At 69.2% G+C, this 16,319-nt stretch carries 18 protein-coding genes; 11 read left to right on the forward strand and 7 right to left on the reverse strand.

Annotated features, from left to right (window positions below):
* Nucleotides 1-13: 13 nt before the first annotated feature.
* Both KIK06_RS28070 and KIK06_RS28075 read left to right on the forward strand, forming a co-directional pair.
* The gene (locus KIK06_RS28070; protein WP_442789807.1) at nt 14-1,129 is read left to right on the forward strand and encodes a C40 family peptidase; all 1,116 of its coding nucleotides are present in this window, start codon (nt 14-16) and stop codon (nt 1,127-1,129) included.
* Nucleotides 1,122-1,874: a hypothetical protein gene (locus KIK06_RS28075; RefSeq protein WP_268645706.1), complete on the forward strand. Its 753-nt coding sequence runs from the start codon at nt 1,122-1,124 to the stop codon at nt 1,872-1,874. The genes KIK06_RS28070 and KIK06_RS28075 overlap by 8 nt, the downstream gene beginning before the upstream one ends.
* A gap of 18 nt (nt 1,875-1,892) precedes the next feature.
* Here the strand turns inward: KIK06_RS28075 and KIK06_RS28080 are convergent, their stop codons facing one another.
* Nucleotides 1,893-2,444 carry a thymidine kinase gene (locus tag KIK06_RS28080; RefSeq protein WP_017598128.1) on the reverse strand — a complete coding sequence of 184 codons (552 nt, stop codon included), beginning with the start codon at nt 2,442-2,444 and terminating at the stop codon, nt 1,893-1,895.
* A gap of 418 nt (nt 2,445-2,862) precedes the next feature.
* Between KIK06_RS28080 and KIK06_RS28085 the strand changes: the two genes are divergently transcribed.
* Nucleotides 2,863-3,663, forward strand: coding sequence for an ion transporter (locus tag KIK06_RS28085; protein WP_017598129.1), 801 nt, complete (start codon nt 2,863-2,865; stop codon nt 3,661-3,663).
* Nucleotides 3,664-3,729: 66 nt separating this feature from the next.
* Here KIK06_RS28085 and KIK06_RS28090 read toward each other — a convergent pair whose 3' ends face one another.
* From KIK06_RS28090 to KIK06_RS29300, 3 genes are read right to left on the reverse strand one after another with little or no spacing between them, the layout of a single operon-like run.
* Complete coding sequence (locus tag KIK06_RS28090) at nt 3,730-3,975, reverse strand: DUF397 domain-containing protein (protein WP_268645707.1); 246 nt, start codon at nt 3,973-3,975, stop codon at nt 3,730-3,732.
* Nucleotides 3,972-4,649, reverse strand: coding sequence for a DUF5753 domain-containing protein (locus KIK06_RS28095; RefSeq protein WP_268645708.1), 678 nt, complete (start codon nt 4,647-4,649; stop codon nt 3,972-3,974). Before KIK06_RS28095 ends, KIK06_RS28090 begins: the two co-directional genes overlap by 4 nt.
* Nucleotides 4,650-4,682: 33 nt before the next feature.
* Entirely contained in the window at nt 4,683-4,880 is a 198-nt protein-coding gene (locus tag KIK06_RS29300; RefSeq protein ID WP_327084671.1) for a helix-turn-helix domain-containing protein, read from the reverse strand.
* On the opposite strand from KIK06_RS29300, the gene KIK06_RS28100 reads away from it, so the two are divergent.
* The 3 genes from KIK06_RS28100 (at nt 4,851) to KIK06_RS28110 (ending at nt 6,261) form a co-directional block, all read left to right on the forward strand.
* Entirely contained in the window at nt 4,851-5,105 is a 255-nt protein-coding gene (locus KIK06_RS28100) for a hypothetical protein (protein WP_017598132.1), read from the forward strand. The genes KIK06_RS29300 and KIK06_RS28100 overlap by 30 nt on opposite strands.
* Before the next feature lie 159 nt (nt 5,106-5,264).
* Nucleotides 5,265-5,843 carry a hypothetical protein gene (locus tag KIK06_RS28105; RefSeq protein ID WP_268645709.1) on the forward strand — a complete coding sequence of 193 codons (579 nt, stop codon included), beginning with the start codon at nt 5,265-5,267 and terminating at the stop codon, nt 5,841-5,843.
* Between the two features lie 121 nt (nt 5,844-5,964).
* Nucleotides 5,965-6,261 carry a hypothetical protein gene (locus KIK06_RS28110; protein WP_442789808.1) on the forward strand — a complete coding sequence of 99 codons (297 nt, stop codon included), beginning with the start codon at nt 5,965-5,967 and terminating at the stop codon, nt 6,259-6,261.
* A 427-nt stretch (nt 6,262-6,688) separates the two neighbouring features.
* Here KIK06_RS28110 and KIK06_RS28115 read toward each other — a convergent pair whose 3' ends face one another.
* The 3 genes from KIK06_RS28115 to KIK06_RS28125 all read right to left on the reverse strand — a co-directional run bounded on the left by KIK06_RS28115 (nt 6,689) and on the right by KIK06_RS28125 (nt 9,922).
* Nucleotides 6,689-7,204 carry a SixA phosphatase family protein gene (locus tag KIK06_RS28115; RefSeq protein ID WP_268645711.1) on the reverse strand — a complete coding sequence of 172 codons (516 nt, stop codon included), beginning with the start codon at nt 7,202-7,204 and terminating at the stop codon, nt 6,689-6,691.
* Between the two features lie 78 nt (nt 7,205-7,282).
* Complete coding sequence (locus tag KIK06_RS28120; protein ID WP_268645712.1) at nt 7,283-8,227, reverse strand: hypothetical protein; 945 nt, start codon at nt 8,225-8,227, stop codon at nt 7,283-7,285.
* A 525-nt stretch (nt 8,228-8,752) separates the two neighbouring features.
* Complete coding sequence (locus KIK06_RS28125; RefSeq protein WP_268645713.1) at nt 8,753-9,922, reverse strand: DUF695 domain-containing protein; 1,170 nt, start codon at nt 9,920-9,922, stop codon at nt 8,753-8,755.
* Between the two features lie 161 nt (nt 9,923-10,083).
* Here KIK06_RS28125 and mnmA point away from each other — a divergent pair, with 161 nt between their 5' ends.
* The 5 genes from mnmA to KIK06_RS28150 all read left to right on the forward strand — a co-directional run bounded on the left by mnmA (nt 10,084) and on the right by KIK06_RS28150 (nt 16,208).
* On the forward strand, nt 10,084-11,190 hold the full coding sequence (gene mnmA / locus KIK06_RS28130) for a tRNA 2-thiouridine(34) synthase MnmA (protein ID WP_268645714.1): 1,107 nt from the start codon (nt 10,084-10,086) through the stop codon (nt 11,188-11,190).
* Nucleotides 11,191-11,342: 152 nt separating this feature from the next.
* Nucleotides 11,343-12,014: a DedA family protein gene (locus KIK06_RS28135; RefSeq protein WP_442789809.1), complete on the forward strand. Its 672-nt coding sequence runs from the start codon at nt 11,343-11,345 to the stop codon at nt 12,012-12,014.
* A gap of 182 nt (nt 12,015-12,196) precedes the next feature.
* The gene (locus tag KIK06_RS28140; RefSeq protein WP_268645715.1) at nt 12,197-13,399 is read left to right on the forward strand and encodes a methionine synthase; all 1,203 of its coding nucleotides are present in this window, start codon (nt 12,197-12,199) and stop codon (nt 13,397-13,399) included.
* Between the two features lie 34 nt (nt 13,400-13,433).
* On the forward strand, nt 13,434-15,692 hold the full coding sequence (gene ligA, locus KIK06_RS28145; RefSeq protein WP_083924160.1) for an NAD-dependent DNA ligase LigA: 2,259 nt from the start codon (nt 13,434-13,436) through the stop codon (nt 15,690-15,692).
* A 57-nt stretch (nt 15,693-15,749) separates the two neighbouring features.
* Nucleotides 15,750-16,208 carry a VOC family protein gene (locus KIK06_RS28150; RefSeq protein WP_268645716.1) on the forward strand — a complete coding sequence of 153 codons (459 nt, stop codon included), beginning with the start codon at nt 15,750-15,752 and terminating at the stop codon, nt 16,206-16,208.
* The last annotated feature ends 111 nt before the right edge of the window (nt 16,209-16,319 follow it).

A 16,319-nucleotide genomic window follows, 5' to 3' on the forward strand; every position in this document is an offset into this window, starting at 1 on the left:
CATGTGGGTCGGCATGGCAGCCGCGATCATGGTCGCGCTCATGATCTTCCTGACCATGTTCATGGTTCCGCTGATCACCAACTCGACGCAGCAGATCGGAAGCTACCTGGCGAACGGACTCGCCTGCGGGCCCAACGCCGACGCCGAACAGCCCGGAGCCAGTGGCTATGCCATGGACTCCATTCCGGAGAACTACCTGGAGCTGTACATGGAGGCCGGGGAGGATCGGGGCATTCCCTGGAACATCCTCGCCGGCGTCGGCCAGGTCGAGTCCCACCACGGCCGGTGGGACGGGCCGGGCATCACCGAGGGGCACAACGACTGGGGAGCGGCTGGCCCCATGCAGTTCGGTGCTCTGGACGGGTCAGCTGCGGGTAACAGCTGGGGTGGCGAGCCGATTCAACCGGTCGACGACCGGCCGGGCGAGGGCTACGGCCTTGACGGCAACGGCGATGGCATCGTCAATGTCTACGATCCGGGGGACGCGATCCCGGCGGCAGCGGACTACCTGATCGCGCACGGTTTGCAGGACGACGTCCGGCAGGCGATCTTCGGTTACAACCATGCCTGGTGGTACGTGGACGACGTCATGGAGTGGGCCGGGCGCTACGCCGATGGTGACTTCAACACGTCGAACTCCATTCGCACAGCGGTGCTCTGTGAGCTGGATGCCGAGGGGCTGCCGATCGGGCGGGCGCCGGACGAGATCACGCAGGCAGTGATCGACTGGGCCCTGGATCAGCGGGGCAAGCCCTATATCTGGGGCGGAACGGGGCCGGTCGGTTATGACTGCTCCGGGCTCTTGATGAAGGCTTACGAGAGTGCCGGAATCACGATCCCTCGTGTCTCACAGGACCAGTGGCGCTTCGGCCCGAGGATTCCCGCAGGAGAGGAACAACCGGGCGACCTGGTCTTCTTTGATGTGGAAACCCGTGGTCAGCCCAGCCCGGGGCACGTGGGAATGGTGATCGGCGACGGATTGATGGTGGAGGCCTGGTGCACCAACTGTGGCCCCATCGCGGTGCGCGAGTACGATGACCCCAACCGTTCGGAGATCTTGGGGTTCACGCGTCCGTCGCAACACCCTGACGTGCTCGCTCAGTTGGAGGCATCTGATAACCGTGGCTGACACGAAGGAGCCCGTTCGGAAGAAGGGCCTGCATGGCTGGCGGGCCGCTGTTGCTGTCTTCGGTTGCGGAACCGTAGCCGCCTTTGGTGTCTTCGGTGCTCTCGTCGGTGTAGCCAGTTTGTTTCTCTCTGGGGTGGCCAACGGAGTCGGAGGAAACGATAACCAGCCGCGAGTAGCGATGACCGGTGAACCCATCGCGGAACTTGATCCCGGGGCGTTGGACCTCTGCGCGCAGGACGTTCAGTACGCATATGGTCAGCCGGATAGTAATTACTCAAGCGGGAACTATGAAGACCCTGCTTTGGGAGGAAATGTAGAGGACCGTACCGTGCGAGATGAGTGTGAGTGGGAGATCTACCCCCAGGGTAGTGTGCCTGGGCAGATAGAGCCATGGCGGTTTTCTTACACGTACGAAGCGGTTATCTCTACATCCGACGGAATTGGTCCTGATGAGGTCGCCTCGAATAGGTTCGATGAACTGGTGTCGGACCTCTCTCAGCGCGACTACGAAATACTGGAGTCTGGAGAAGCGAACCTGAGCGAGAGATCATACTATTACTATAGTGTGGCTCCCTCGGGAGGGTATGCGTACTATCTGGTTGGGCAGACTCGAAGTACGGTATATGCGATGACCTTTGAGGCACCTGCTGTCAATGGTGAGGTATCTAGTGCTCGTTTTGCAAATGAGGCAGATCACGTGGCCTCGTTTGTGGAACACAGTCTTAATGCGTGGGTTCCGGAGTGAGATGACCCTGGGCTGGGGTCAGGCGACACCGGCCATGAAGTGGTGGCGGCACAGCGTCGTGTACGACTCGTTGCCGCCGATGTGCACCTGCTCGCCCTCGTAGACCATCACGCCGTCCACGACCCGCGCGTTGTGCGTCGCGCGTCCACCGCACCAGCAGCGCGCGGACACCGGCAGCACCTCTATCTTGTCGGCGAGCTCGACCAGGCGCTTCGACCCCGGGAACAGCTGTCCCTGGAAGTCGGTGAGGATCCCGTAGCAGTACACGTCGATGCGCATTCCGTCGACCACTCCGGCGAGCTGGCCGACCTGCTTGAACGACAGGAACTGCGCCTCGTCGCAGATCACGTACGGGGCCTTGCGTTCGGCGATGTCGTCGTACAGGTCCAGGTCGTCACTGACCTCGATAGCGGGTGATGTCAGACCCAGGCGCGACGAGATGATGCCCGCTCCGGCGCGGTCCTGCTTCGTGTACAGCACGCCCTCGCCACCGCGTGAGTGGTGCTCCTGGAGAGCCATCGTGCTCTTACCCGAGTTCATCGACCCGGTGAAGTACTTCAGCTCCGGCATGCATCTTCCTCGGTCGCGGGCGCTGTCCGGCGGCTCGGGCTCCCTCGCCGTGGCCAGGTGCGAAGATACCAGCGGGTCACCGTCCCTCGTGAATCGCCGTTCTCCTCCCGGCCCCTGGGACATCCCCGAGGTTTTGCCGGTTCGTGCCCGGGGACGGCGTGTGACCGCGTCACGTCCGGTCCTCGACGCTGGGAAGCGCCCCTCACCCGAAAACGAGGGTGTGGGATGTCGCACCCGGACACGAGGCCCCGACCCTGCTTTGAGGGGACCACGCTCGTGGGCTGCGTTCACTTTCGGTAGGACGGGAAGTGAACCAAAGGGCGGTCCGACTCCTTCGATATATTTGGTCGCTGGTTGCCCGAATGGGGGTGAAATTTGCAGAGGGGGCGTGACGTTGCGGCGTGATCAGGTCACACGCGTGGTGGAGAGCCGATGGTTCTCCAACCTGATGCTTCTGCTGATCCTCGTGAACGCCGCCGTTTTGGGGTTGGCCACTTACGGAGGTTCCGCTCTTCCGTATCTCCTCGTGGTGGAACGCGTCTTCATCGGGGTCTTCATCATCGAGCTGGCGCTCAAGATCCACGCTTGGCGGGGCCAGTACTTCCGCAGTGCGTGGAACTGGTTCGACTTCCTCGTCGTGGTGGTCTCCGTGATCCCCGCGACCGGCCCCTTCTCCGTGCTCCGGGTGCTGCGCGTGCTGCGGATCCTGCGGATCATCAGCGTGGTGCCCCAGATGCGGATGATCATCACGGCCCTCTTCCGCTCGGCCCCCGGGATGGGGACCGTCATCGGCCTGCTCCTGGTGATCATCTACTCCGCGGCGGTTCTCGGGCACCAGCTGTTCGGCGCGAACGTGCCGGAGTACTTCGGTGACCTCGGGACGACGCTGTACACCCTGTTCCTGGTCATGACCACGGAGAACTGGCCGGACGTCGCCGACGCCGTCATCGACCACCACCCGATGGGCTGGATGTTCTTCGTCGTCTACATCGTGCTCACGACCTTCATCATCCTCAACCTCGTGATCGGCGTGATCGTCACGTCGATGGAGCAGGAGGTCGACAAGGCCATGTGGGCGGAGGACCAGGAGTTGGAAGAGGTCCAGCACAAGGCGGTGATGGATCGACTCGCCGAGCTGAGTCAGCAGGTCGAGCGGCTTGAGCGGTTGGTGCGCGAGCGTGAGGGGCGACCAGTGGTACCGCCCGCGAGCGAGAACTGACGGCTGTGGCTCTTGAACACCCGGAGACCCGAGGGGAGGGGTTTCCGGGTGTTCAACGTGGGGCGATCAGAGCTGGGCGGCCCTGAGGAAGGTCGCCCACTCGGCCGTGGGGAAGGGGAGGTGTCCGGCGTCGGGGTGCTTCGAATCGCGGATGGCGGCCCCGCTGGGAAGGTCGCCGACCTCGACGCAGTCGACTCCCTGGCCGCTGTAGCTGCTCTTGCGGAAGTTCGTGGGGATGTGCGCAACCTCGACGCAGTCGACGTCTCTTCCGCTGTAGCTGCTCTTGTAGAAGTTCAGCACGGCTGGTCTCAAGGGGTGCTCTCCAAGGTGCTTATCTGCTCGGTGATGTACTCGGCGGTCTCGGCGGCGCTGATGGCCGATGCCTGGACATCCCCAAAGGTGGCGGCGTACAGCTCTACATCATCGTGCTCTTCGAGATACAGAGCGTCGCTCAGAGTCTCCACACATACGATGGGGGAGTCCAGAGGGTTGGGGAAGTCCAGGATCGTGAACGGAGCGGTGAGCCCGGAGTGCGCGCCCTTGCTGAGGGGGAGCATCTGTATGTCAATGTGCGGCATTTGCGCCATGTGCAGCAGGTGCCTGAGCTGGGCAGCCAGCACCTCGCGTCCACCTATGAGTCGCTGGAAGGCGGACTCGTCGATGACAGCCCGCAGGTGTACGGGATTGAACCGAGTGAGGATTCCTCGGCGACCCATCCGTGCTTCGGCACGTCGTTCGATCTCCTGCGGGTTTGTGTAACGCCCACCCCTGAAGATGGCTTCAGCGTAGGCAGGAGTTTGAAGCAGACCCGGGATGACCTGAGACTCGTACGTTCGTAGAGTCGACGCCTCCGTCTCGAAGTCCGGCAGGGACTCGTTCTTGAAGACGTCCTTGTACCTGGACCACCAGCCGCGCACGCGAGCGTCCTTGGCGAGGGCCTGCATGCAGTCGCGCCTCTCGGGGGCGTCGATCCCATACAGGTCCATTAGTTTGTCGAGATCTTCTGGTTTGATCCGCTTTTATTCGGTTGTTTCCATCTTTGTGATTTTGGGATGGCTCCAACCAAGCTCCTTTGCGACTTTTGCTGCGGTATATCCGGCGGCTTGTCGTGAATGTCGGAGTTCAGTGGAACGTCGGCGGAGGCGCAGTGAGGGGCTTCGGGGCTCCCCGGTGGCACCTACAGCCTGGTGGTCGACCGGCACCGCGACGGTCTGCACCTGGTCTGCAGGGACAGCGGGACCGGCGGCCGCACCGCACCGCCCGCTCCCGCCGCCAACCCGGCCGGGCTCGATCTCAGCGCCGAGTCCGGCCGGGGCCTCGCCCTGGTGGACGCGTTCGCGACCGACTGGGGCAGTGACGCCCGCGGCCGGACCCGGCACGTCTGGTGTTACCTCGCCTTCGACCTCGAAGACAGCCTGTGGGGCACCACCCCCGCGGCCTGACTCCCCCGTGGGGCCGGGCACGTCTGCCCCCGCGCCCGGCCCCGGCCCAACATCCCCCGTGTGTACGACGACCCGCCCTCCACGACCACAGGCAGGACTCGATGACCAGGAACAGTACTCCCGTCCCCTTCGCCCGCTCCGGCGGCGCCCCGACCGCACATGCCTCCGCGACCCCCAGCCGAGCCCCCGCGCCCCAGGCCGTCCCGGACCGACCGGACACACGGCCCGGAGTGCGCGCGCTGCGACCACCCGACCTGCCGGGGGATCCGGGCGCGGTCGCTTCCCCTGCTCGGCGGGCGCCGCGCCGAGTACTCCCACGAGCACGCCAGGGCGGCGGCCGTCCAGGCCGGGTACCCGCACCTGGTGATCTGGTTCGGTGAGTCGAATCAGACCTACTGGGTGATGACCCCGGACGGACTCCTGGAGGCCGGGGACATCGACGAGCTGCTGCTCGTGCTCTGGCCCCACACACACCAGGAGGAGGGCCCGACTCCGCCACCGCCGCCCCAGGCCGGGAACCCGGACCCGACCGGGGAGGCGACGGCCCCGGCTCCCCCCGACCGGCCGGTGGTCCCGCGCCCCCGCCGGGAGTCGTACTCCCACCTCCGCGCAACCGGCGCGGGAGGAAACCCGATACCCACGGGGACCCAGCGGTCCACCCGCGTGGCGATGACCGATCGGCGGTCGGACACCCGCCCCGCCCGAAGGCGGCTCCTGACGCGCTCGGGTCGCACGTGACCCGTGAGCACCGCCCCGTCCCACCTGATCACGCTGCTGACCTGCCCCCTTACGCCGCGTTTATCTCAAAGGGGTAACAAGAGGCCTGACCCTATGGAGTGAGTGAGCGATGTTCGACGACGTGATCGATTGGTTCAAGGGCCTCTTCGGAGGGGCCGCCGAGGAGGCGGCGCAGGGGGTTTCCGACACCGTGGCCGAGGCTGGCAACGGGCTGGACACCGCTCAGGAAACGGCGCAGTCCCTCGGTGAGGACGGGATGGGCGCCGCCACCGAGAGCGCCCAGGCCTACGGTGAGGAGGCCTTCGGCGGAGCGGCCGAGACCGTGCAGGGCTTCCAGGAGCAGGCCGACACCGTCGGCGGGATCGTCGAGGACCCGGGCGGCGCGGCCGCGGACCACTTCTTCGGCGACAACCGCTGACGCCTCAGCCGCATACGGCGATCCGCGTGGGGAGGCCCGGAACCCTTGGTCTCCCCACCCGTCCCGTTGCGCCTCGCGTCGGGCGCGGCGCACACGACGGTGCGCCGCGCGAGGGGGCTGCCGGTGATCAGATCCGTCAACCGACGTTCCCGGGCCTTCCCGCTCACCGATGAACCCAGTGCCGAAGAAGTTCACCTGACCGCCGCAACACCGCTTCGCGGAAGCCTCCTCCGTCGAAGACGGCGCCGGCGGAGCCGTGGTCCCCGACCCTCCGTCCGGTGCCCTCACGCGGGTGGATGCCGTTTCACGCGGATGATGGCGTGCCGGACCTTCCGGAAGGAGGCGGACTTAGGTTCGCGCCCGCGGTGTTCGGTGCCCCGTCCGCCGGTGGCGCCTGCGGGCGGCGGGCCGGGTCGGGGCGCGTCGGTCAGCCGGACGGGGTCCAGTAGGCGACCAGTCGGCCGACACCGTGCTCCACGTCGTGCCAGGGGCCCTCGAAGGTGAGGAGCGCGACCGAGCTGGCGGGGAAGCCGGAGAGGTTCAGGCGCGTGAGCAGGTCGCCGTCCGCCTCGCCGGTCAGGGCGTCGGCGAGCCAGTGCAGACCGGGGTTGTGCCCGACGATCAGGAGGTCGTCCACGTCGTCGTCGGTCTCGTGGAGCAGAGCGACCAGGTCGCCCGGGGCGGCCTCGTAGAGGCGTTCGTCGAAGACGGTTCTGGAGGGCGCGGACAGTTCGCGTTCGGCGAGTCCCCAGGTCTCACGGCAGCGGACCGCGGTCGAGCTCAGCACCAGGTCGAAGTCGAGCCCGCTCCGCGCCAGCCAGCGGCCCGCGACGGGGGCCTGTTCGCGCCCGCGCTCGGACAGCTGACGTTCGTGGTCGACGTCGTGGGACCAGTTGGCCGTGGAGTGGCGTAGGAGCGCGACGCGGCGTGTCTTCTCACCCATGGTGGTGATCGTCGCACAGAGTGACCACGCGCGCGGGAGAACGCCGAAAACCGGTCAGGACGCCGCGCGGGGGAGGGTTCAGCCGGTGACGGACTCGACGAGGCGGTCGCGTTCACCGGGCCTCTCCCGCCGCAGGTCCGGGGCCAGGCCGACGAGGCCGGTGGGGGCACCGTCCGGTTCCGAGACCACGCTGACGACGGCGCCGTCGTTCAACCGGACACGCAACTCGTCCGGGGTGCCCGGACCCCGGTCCATCAGGACCGCCCCATCGGTCTCCCGGCACCGCACGCCGGGGAAGTCGCAGCCGGTGCGGACGCCCTCGCCGCGGGGGTCGAGCACGTCCGAGTCGCCCCACGACAGCACGTGGACCGCAGCGCCGTCCTCGTGCCGGTAGGTGATCCGCAGTCCGCCGTTGATCTCGTGGACGTCCTCCGGTGTCCAGTCGGGGTGGTCGAGGACGCTGATCGTGTGCTCGAAGCCGGTGACCTGCTCCCGTGATCGCTCGGCGCCCGCCCACGAGCGCATGAGGTCCGACAGCAGCGGGAGTGACACCAGGGCTGCGGCGACCACCGCCACGGCGGCCAGCAGGCCGGGCGGACTCGGGGGCGGGAGCCGTTCGGCCAGCAGGCACGCGCCCAGGGCGGCGGTGGTGATCGCCCCGCTGAGGAAGGCGATGTTGACGGTGAGGCCGCCCGGTAACGGGGCGGCCGCCGGGGCCAGGTACGCCACGACCACCGGTACGGCCATGGCGGTGGCGGTCACCAGCGCCGCGATCGCGGTGGGATGTCGGATACCCGACCCCTCCAGCCAGCGCGCCGCCAGCCACATCATCAGCAGGATGGACCCGACGATCACCGGGGCGAGGAGGAGGACCCACTGGATCGCGCCGCTCAGCGCCAGCGCACGGGCGGCCGTCCAGATCCCGACCGGGAACAGCGCCATCAGCGGGGATCCGACCAGGCACAGAACGAGGAGCGCGCCGACCTTGGACCCTCTCGGCCGGCGTGTGGGCGATCGTGTCATCACGAAATCCATCACAACCCGGACCACCCTCCTGCCGGGGAGGACACGTTACGCCTGTTCAGGCTTGGGCGCCAGATGTACGAGGGGGGATCCGGGCTTGACGTAGGGCCCCGAGGGTCGGGATCCGGTCAACGGCGGGTGTCGCGGGGGATTTCACCGAAATGTTCCTCAGGCACCGTCAGGAGGGGCGAACTGTTCCCCTCCTGACCCTTCCGCTGGGGACCCCGCCGCCGCGGGGCGTCGATCGAGGCCGTTCCGGCCAGCTCCGGCCGAACGCCCGGAGCGTCCTGGTCCAGGACTCGTTTCTTGGAACGGTCACCCGAGGGGTGTCGCCCGGGCGCCGGCGGGGTTCTCATGGCCAGGACCGCGCCGCAGGCGTCCGTCGAGGGCGGTGGGGGTGACGGGTGGGCGAGTCGAGCCGCGAGCGGGGAACGAGCGTCAGGCGAGGACGAGGATGAAGAACCCCCGCCTCTCCGAGCGCCCGAACGCGGTCCGAAGTGAAGCGGCAGGACCCGAAAACACCGCCTAGGAGCCCAGCTCACGCCGGTACTGGCGGCGGAAGGCGTTGAACCACGCCCAGTCGGGGTCCAGTTCGCTGCGGAGCTTGACCTTCCCCTCGGGCCAGTCGACCAGCTGGGCCTCGAACTCGGGAAGGACCCCCGACTCCGGGTCCAGGTAGTAGTGGTAGTGGCGCTCGCCGCGCTCGGTCTTCTGGGCGAACAGGGCTCCGTTGTCCCGCAGCACGCCTTCCAAGCGCGCCTCCAGGTCGCCCAGGGCGGCCTCGGAGGCCTCGATCGGACGCTTCTCGGCGTCCATGGTGGCGAACGGCACGACCACCTGCACGTAGAGGGAGAGCGCGGGGAAGTCGCGCCGGGTGAGCGGGTGGCGGATCAGGATGCGCACCGCGCCGAACAGCGGGTGCGTGCCCTCCAGGGTCACCCAGCCCTCGGACCCGCCCAGCAGGTCGGCCATCTGCCGCGCGACGGAGGGCATCGACGTGGGCGGCAGCGGGTCGAGCGGCGGTTCGTCCAGGGAGTCGACCTCGCCGATCCACCGCACCATGTCGTCCTCGCCCAGCGCCAGGAGGGTGACCTGCTCGGCCACACCCTCGCGCACCTCCTCGGGCAGGAACATGTTGTCGGGGTGGTAGACGCCGACCTCGATCTTGCCGGTGGCCTGGTTCACACGCAGGGACACCGACACGTGCGACAGGTCGAGCTCGTGCCCGTCCACGGTCAGCACCGACGACAGGCGTTCGTGGTCGGCCGGGCGGACCGGATGGAACCCCCACTGCTCGTCGTCGGGGGCCGACCGGGCCCAGCGCTCGGACATGACACGGGCGTCGTCGGAGGGGCCGGGTCGGAGCGTCATGGCGTAGGTGGGGCCTCCGGTCAGTTTGGACGGGTCGTCCAGCGCGGCGAGCTGCTCCAGGAGCGCGCTCGGGTCCACGTCCGGGGACAGGTCCAGGTCCTCGATGTCGCCGCCCTTCTGCTCCGGCGGGCGTCCCACCTCCCAGTCGAGGTCGGGATGGATGCCCTTGACCAGGGAGGTGACGCGGTCGGAGACCTCGGCTGGAGCCGGCTGGGCGGACTCCACGGCGTTGGCCAGGGCGTCACGCACCTCGGGCCAGGCGTCCCAGAAGGCGGTGACGGCGGTGGTGGAGTCGGCGGAGCGGCGACGACGGAACAGAGCCATACGACGATTTTCGCAGAAGCCCGCGACCACCCTCGCCGGGTACCGCGGGGGCGGGCGGCGCCCGGCGAGGGGCGGTCCCGGTCGGGCGCGCGCGGGTGCGGCCCGGGGTGACGTATTCGCGTGGCCGTGACCCCTGCGCGCCGCATACGCTGGACGACACTATGACTTTGCGTGTACTGGCAGCCATGTCCGGCGGAGTCGACTCCGCGGTCGCCGCGGCCCGGGTGGCCGAGGCGGGCCACGACGTCACCGGCGTTCACCTGGCGCTTTCCAAGAACCCGCAGTCCTACCGCACGGGGGCGCGGGGCTGCTGCACGGTGGAGGACTCCCACGACGCCCGGCGCGCCGCCGACGTCATCGGCATCCCCTTCTACGTGTGGGACATGTCCGAGGAGTTCGACCGCGAGGTGGTCCAGGACTTCGTCGCCGAGTACGAGGCGGGCAACACGCCCAACCCGTGCCTGCGGTGCAACGAGAAGATCAAGTTCGAGGCCGTGCTGGACCGGGCGGTCGCCCTGGGCTTCGACGCCGTGGCCACCGGGCACCACGTGCGCAAGATCGACGGCCGCCTCGTCCGCAGCGTCGACGAGCGCAAGGACCAGTCCTACGTCCTGGGTGTGCTCACCGCCGAGCAGCTCGACCACGCCATGTTCCCGCTGGGCGACTGCACCAAGGACGAGGTGCGGGCCGAGGCCGAGCGCCGGGGCCTGTCGGTGGCGGACAAGCCCGACAGCCACGACATCTGCTTCATCGCCGACGGTGACACGGCCGGGTTCCTCAACCGGAGGATCGGGGCCAAGCCGGGGCCGATCCAGGACGAGGACGGCAACGTGGTCGGCACCCACGACGGGTCGCACACCTTCACCGTGGGCCAGCGCAAGGGTCTGGGGCTCGGCGGGGCCGCCCACCCGCGTTACGTGCTGTCGATCGAGCCGGTGAACAACACGGTCACCGTGGGGCCGCGCGCCTCCCTCAGGGTCGACCAAATCACCGGGACGCGGCCGGTGTGGAGCGGATCCGCGCCGCTGACCGAACCGACCGACTGCCAGGTGCAGCTGCGCGCCCACGGGGAGGTGTACCCGGCCAGCGTCGTGCAGCGCGACGGCGAGGACGGGCCCGAACTGCGGGTGCGGCTGACCGAGCCCGCCACGGGCGTGGCTTCGGGGCAGGCGGTGGTGGTCTACGACGGTGACACCGTGCTGGGGTCGGCGACGATCTCGGCGACCGCGAGGACGGAGAGGGCCGGGGCCGCGGGAGCGGCCGGATAGGCGGTGTCCTCTCGGGCCTCCGCTCCGGCTCGGCACTGCCTATGGCCTGACCTGGACTGTCGGGAGGAACACTCTCGTCGGGGACCGTGCACCCCTTGCCGAAGTTAGGTAAGGCATAGCATAGTTGCGGGCGAGATGAGGGGGCCTGGTCCATGCCTGAGTTCGGTTTCCTGGAGGGACAGCCCTTCTGGATCGTCTACTTCACGCTGCTCGGTGTGATCCTGCTTCGTGTCCAGGCCACCTACTGGATCGGCCGGGGGCTGGGCGAGGGCGTCTCGCGGAGCCGGACGGGCAGGCGGCTCGGCCCGCGCCTGGAGACCGCGCGTGAGCGCATCGACCGATACGGCGCCCCCGTCGTCACCCTGAGCTTCCTCACCGTCGGGGTGCAGACCGCCGTCAACCTGGCGGCGGGCGCGATGCGGATGCGCTTCGGGCGCTACCTCGTCGCGATGTCTCTCGGGTCGCTGATCTGGGCGGGCCTGTGGTCGGTGGTGTTCTCCGGTGTGGTCGGCGCCTGGTGGGCGCTGTTCCTGAACTCGCCGTGGGTGGCGGTCGGGGTGACGGCGCTGGCGGCCGTGGTCGTCGGGGCGCTCGTGCTGCGGGGGCGGCGCCGGGACCGGACACGGTCCGGGACGAGCGACCGGGCGGGCGCCGTCGCGGTCGAGTCCCCGGCCGAACCCTCCGCCGCGGTCGGGCCCTCGGTCGAGTCCCCGGCCGAATCTTCCACCGACGCGGCCACGTCCCCGGCCGAAGCTCCGGAGGCCTCGCGGGATGCCGGCCAGACGGTTGTCCACAGGTCGTCGCGGACCGGTGGCGCCGGGTAGGGACCAGCGTCTACGCTCGATTTCGGGGGTGCTGCGGACTCCCGGCCAGGGCGTCTGAATCCCCCGAATCCGAGTATCCCCCGGAACGTCCAGGTCCGGCCAGAGCCGCCCCCACGCCTGTGGACACGACCGCGCCCGCGGTCACGCGCCTTCCACCCTCCGTTGCCCTAACCTTGGGCAACGTGAGCGAACAGCACCCCTACCCCTGGCCCGACGCCTCCGCGACCGGTGTCGGTTCCTGGCCGGGCGAGGACCCCGACGAGGCCGTGCGCACCATCCTCGGCGAACTCCCCGACCTCCCCCACCTTCCCGAACTCCCCGCGCGCGGCGTCGGCGCCGACATGATCGGCCGCACCGGCGGGCTCCTCGTCGACTTCCCCCTCGAGGTCCAGCCCAGCGGGTGGCGGGTCGCCGACAGCCCCGGTCGCGACATCGCCCGCGCCACCAGTCTCATGTCCTACGACCTGGACGCCCTCACCGAGCACGCGCACGGCTTCGCGGGCACGCTCAAGATCCAGGTCGCAGGGCCCTGGACCCTTGCCGCCTCGGTCGAACTCCGTTCCGGCCAGCGCCTGGTCTCCGACCCCGGCGCCCATCGCGACCTGGCCGAATCACACCTCGAGGGCGTCCTCTCCCATATCGCCGACGTCCGTAAGCGCGTGCCCGGCGCGCGCCTCCTCGTGCAGGTCGACGAACCCTCCCTGCCCGCGGTCCTCCTCGGCTCCCTGCCCACCGCCAGCGGGTACGGCCGCCTGCCCGCCGTGGACCGGCTCCACGTCGAGGCCGCCCTGCGCGTCCTCTTCGCCGCCATCGACGACGCCGGGGCCGTCCCCGTCGCCCACTGCTGCGCCGCGGGGGTCCCCATCGACCTCATGCGCCGCAGCGGCGCCCGGGCCCTCAGCCTCAACGCCCTGCTGCTCAACCGCGACCACGACGAGATGCTCGGCACCGCCGTCGAGGCCGGTGTCGGTCTGCTGCTCGGTGTCGTGCCCTCGCTCGACGGCACGTCCGCCGACGCCCGCCCGTCGCCCGCCACCGCCCGGGGGGCGCTTCGCGCAGGAGCGGGACACCCTCAACGGACGCCTGACGGCGCGGTACCTCCCACTTCGTCGCCCGCCACCGCCCGGGGGGCGCTTCGCGCAGGAGCGGGACACCCTCGACGGACGCCTTCGGCGCGGTCCCCCCGACTGTCCGACCCGGCCGCTACCGTCGATCCCGTACGCGAGCTTTGGAACCGGTTGGGAATCACCCCTGACCTGCTCTCCCGCGCGGTGGTCACCACCCCCACGTGCGGTCTTGCGGGTGCCTCGCCCGGGCACGCGCGCGCCGCCCTCACCGCGGCACGCGCGGGGGCCCGGGTCCTGCGGGACGAGCCCCGCGGGTAGACCAGCCCTGGGGCCGCGACCGCAGCAGGCGAGCATGAGAGCAGCAGAAAGGCAGGACGTGAGCGCGCACGACGACACCACCCACATCCCCGACGAGGTCCGCGCCCGTCACGAGGAGCTGTGTCAGGATCTGGACGACTACAGCTACCGCTACTACCTCGGCAAACCGATCATCTCCGACGCCGAGTACGACACCCTCATGGAGGAGCTGCTCGACATCGAGCGGCGCTTCCCCATCCTCGTCACCCAGGATTCGCCCAGCCAGAAGGTCGGCGCGCCGATCAGCGTCGATTTCACCGAGGTCGAGCACCTCGTCCGCATGGAGAGCCTGGGCAACGCCTTCGACGTCGAGGAGCTCAACGCCTGGGCCGATCGGGCCAGCGCCGAGGTCCCGGTGGGTTCCTACCTGTGCGAGCTGAAGATCGACGGCCTCGCCGTGGACCTCGTCTACGAGAAGGGCCGCCTCGTGCGCGCGGCCACCCGCGGCGACGGCCGTGTCGGTGAGGACATCACCCTCAACATCCGCACCATCGACGTCGTGCCCGAACGCCTCGACGAGTCCGTCCGCCCCGCACCCGAGCTCCTGGAGGTGCGCGGCGAGGTCTTCCTACCCGTCGAGGACTTCGAGAAGCTCAACAAGCGCATCACCGACGCGGGTGAGCACCCCTTCGCCAACCCGCGCAACGCCGCGGCGGGCTCGCTGCGGCAGAAGGACCCCCGGGTCACCGCTACCCGCCCGCTGTCGATGATCGTGCACGGGGTCGGTGCGTACACCCCGGCGGGGGGTGAGGACTCCTCCGAGGGCATCGCGCTCACCAGCCAGTCCCAGGCCTACACCCGTCTCGGTGAGTGGGGGCTGCCGCTCAGCGACCGCTACGAGGTCGTCGACTCCATGGAGGCGGTCCGCGCCTACGTCTCCCGCTACGAGCGCGACCGCCACGTGCCCGCGTACGAGATCGACGGCATCGTCATCAAGGTCGACGACTTCTCCCTCCAACGCCGTCTGGGCTCCACCAGCCGCGCCCCCCGCTGGGCGATCGCCTACAAGTACCCGCCCGAGGAGGTGACCACCAAGCTCGTCGACATCAAGGTCGGCGTGGGCCGCACCGGCCGGGTCACCCCCTACGGCGTCATGGAGCCGGTGCTCGTGGCCGGGTCCGAGGTCGAGTTCGCCACCCTGCACAACGCCCAGGAGGTCGCCCGCAAGGGAGTGCTCATCGGCGACACCGTGGTCCTGCGCAAGGCGGGCGACGTCATCCCCGAGATCGTCGGCCCGGTCACCGAGCTGCGCGACGGCAGCGAGCACGAGTTCGTCATGCCGGAGAACTGCCCCGAGTGCGGAACCGAGCTCGGCCAGCAGAAGGAGGGCGACGTCGACCTGCGCTGCCCCAACGCCCGCTCCTGCCCGGGCCAGCTGCGCGAACGGGTCTCCTTCATCGCCGGACGCAAGGCCCTGGACATCGAGGCGCTCGGTTATGTCGCCGCCACCGCCCTGACCCAGCCGCTCGAGCCCGCCCAGGCGCCGCTGCGCGACGAGGGCGACCTGTTCGACCTCACCGTCGACCAGCTGCTGCCCATCCGCACCCACGTCCTCGACCCCGACACCACCGAGCCCAAGACCGACCCCAAGACCGGCGAGCCCAAGGTGGTCTCCTTCTTCGCCAACAAGGAGGGGGAGCCGAAGAAGACCGTCGAGAAGCTCTTCGAGCAGCTGGAGGAGGCCAAGCAGAAGCCGCTCTGGCGGGTCCTGGTGGCCCTCTCGATCCGACACGTGGGTCCACGCGCGGCCGAGGACCTGGCCCGCCACTTCCGCTCCCTGGACGCCATCCGCGAGGCGAGCGAGGAGGAGCTGGCCTCCGTCGACGGCATCGGCCCCACCATCGCGAAGTCCATCCGCGAGTGGTTCGAGGTCGACTGGCACGCCGAGATCGTCCGCAAGTGGCGCGCGGCCGGTGTTCGCATGGAGGACGAGAAGTCCGACGAGTACGAGACGGACGTGCTCAAGGACATCACCGTCGTGGTGACCGGCGGACTGGAGGGCTTCACCCGCGACAGCGCCAAGGAGGCGATCGCCGAGCGCGGGGGGCGCGCGACGTCGTCGGTGTCGAAGAAGACCAGCTTCGTGGTGGCGGGGGAGAGTCCCGGGTCCAAGTACGACAAGGCGGTCAAGCTCGGTGTGCCGATCCTCGACGAACAGGGTTTCCGGGTCCTGCTCGAATCGGGTCCGGACGCGGCCGCCGACGCGCGGATCAACCCGCCCGCCGACGAGGACGGTGGCACGGAGTCCGCGTAGGAGCGCGGCCGCGGGCTGGAGGTAGGCGACGGCGTCGGGTTCGAGGGGATGCGCTGGGTGACCGTCGGCCCGCCGTCGCGGCCCGACGTGAACATCGTTCTGGAGCCGCCCCCGGCCGACCCGAACGCCTCGGAGGACGACCAGCAGGCCATGGCGGAGCCGCTGGCCAAGGGTCTGCCGCGCGGCGTCGTCTTCGCGACGGGCGACTGCGCCGCCACGTTCGAGCGCATCAGCGGGGCGGGTGCCGAGGTGCTCCAGGAACCGATGGACCAGCCCTGTGGCGTCCGCGACCGTGCCTTCCGCGACCCCTTTGGCACCATGCCGCGCTTCACCCGGACGCGCGGCCAGCCGGTTCGAGACCCCACACGGGATGCCGCCGCCGTCGCGCCGAGAGCCGGGCCGACGCCACCAGTCCCCCCGCCGCGCACGGCGGCCGCGGGGGCGGTGGTGTTCGCCTCCGGCGGGATCCTGGGCGCCGTCGACCCACCCCCGTTACGCACCGTGTTTCACGGATAGTTCCGGTCGTGCGACAGTTGGTGATGAAACCACGTAAGCTGGACATCAAGCGCCCGGATGTGGACACATCCAAATCCCGGATTCGGCCATGAGGGGTGGCCGTCTCATGGG

The organism is Nocardiopsis sp. EMB25 (genome assembly GCF_026797795.1).
In the GTDB taxonomy this organism is placed as follows: Bacteria; Actinomycetota; Actinomycetes; order Streptosporangiales; family Streptosporangiaceae; genus Nocardiopsis; species Nocardiopsis lucentensis.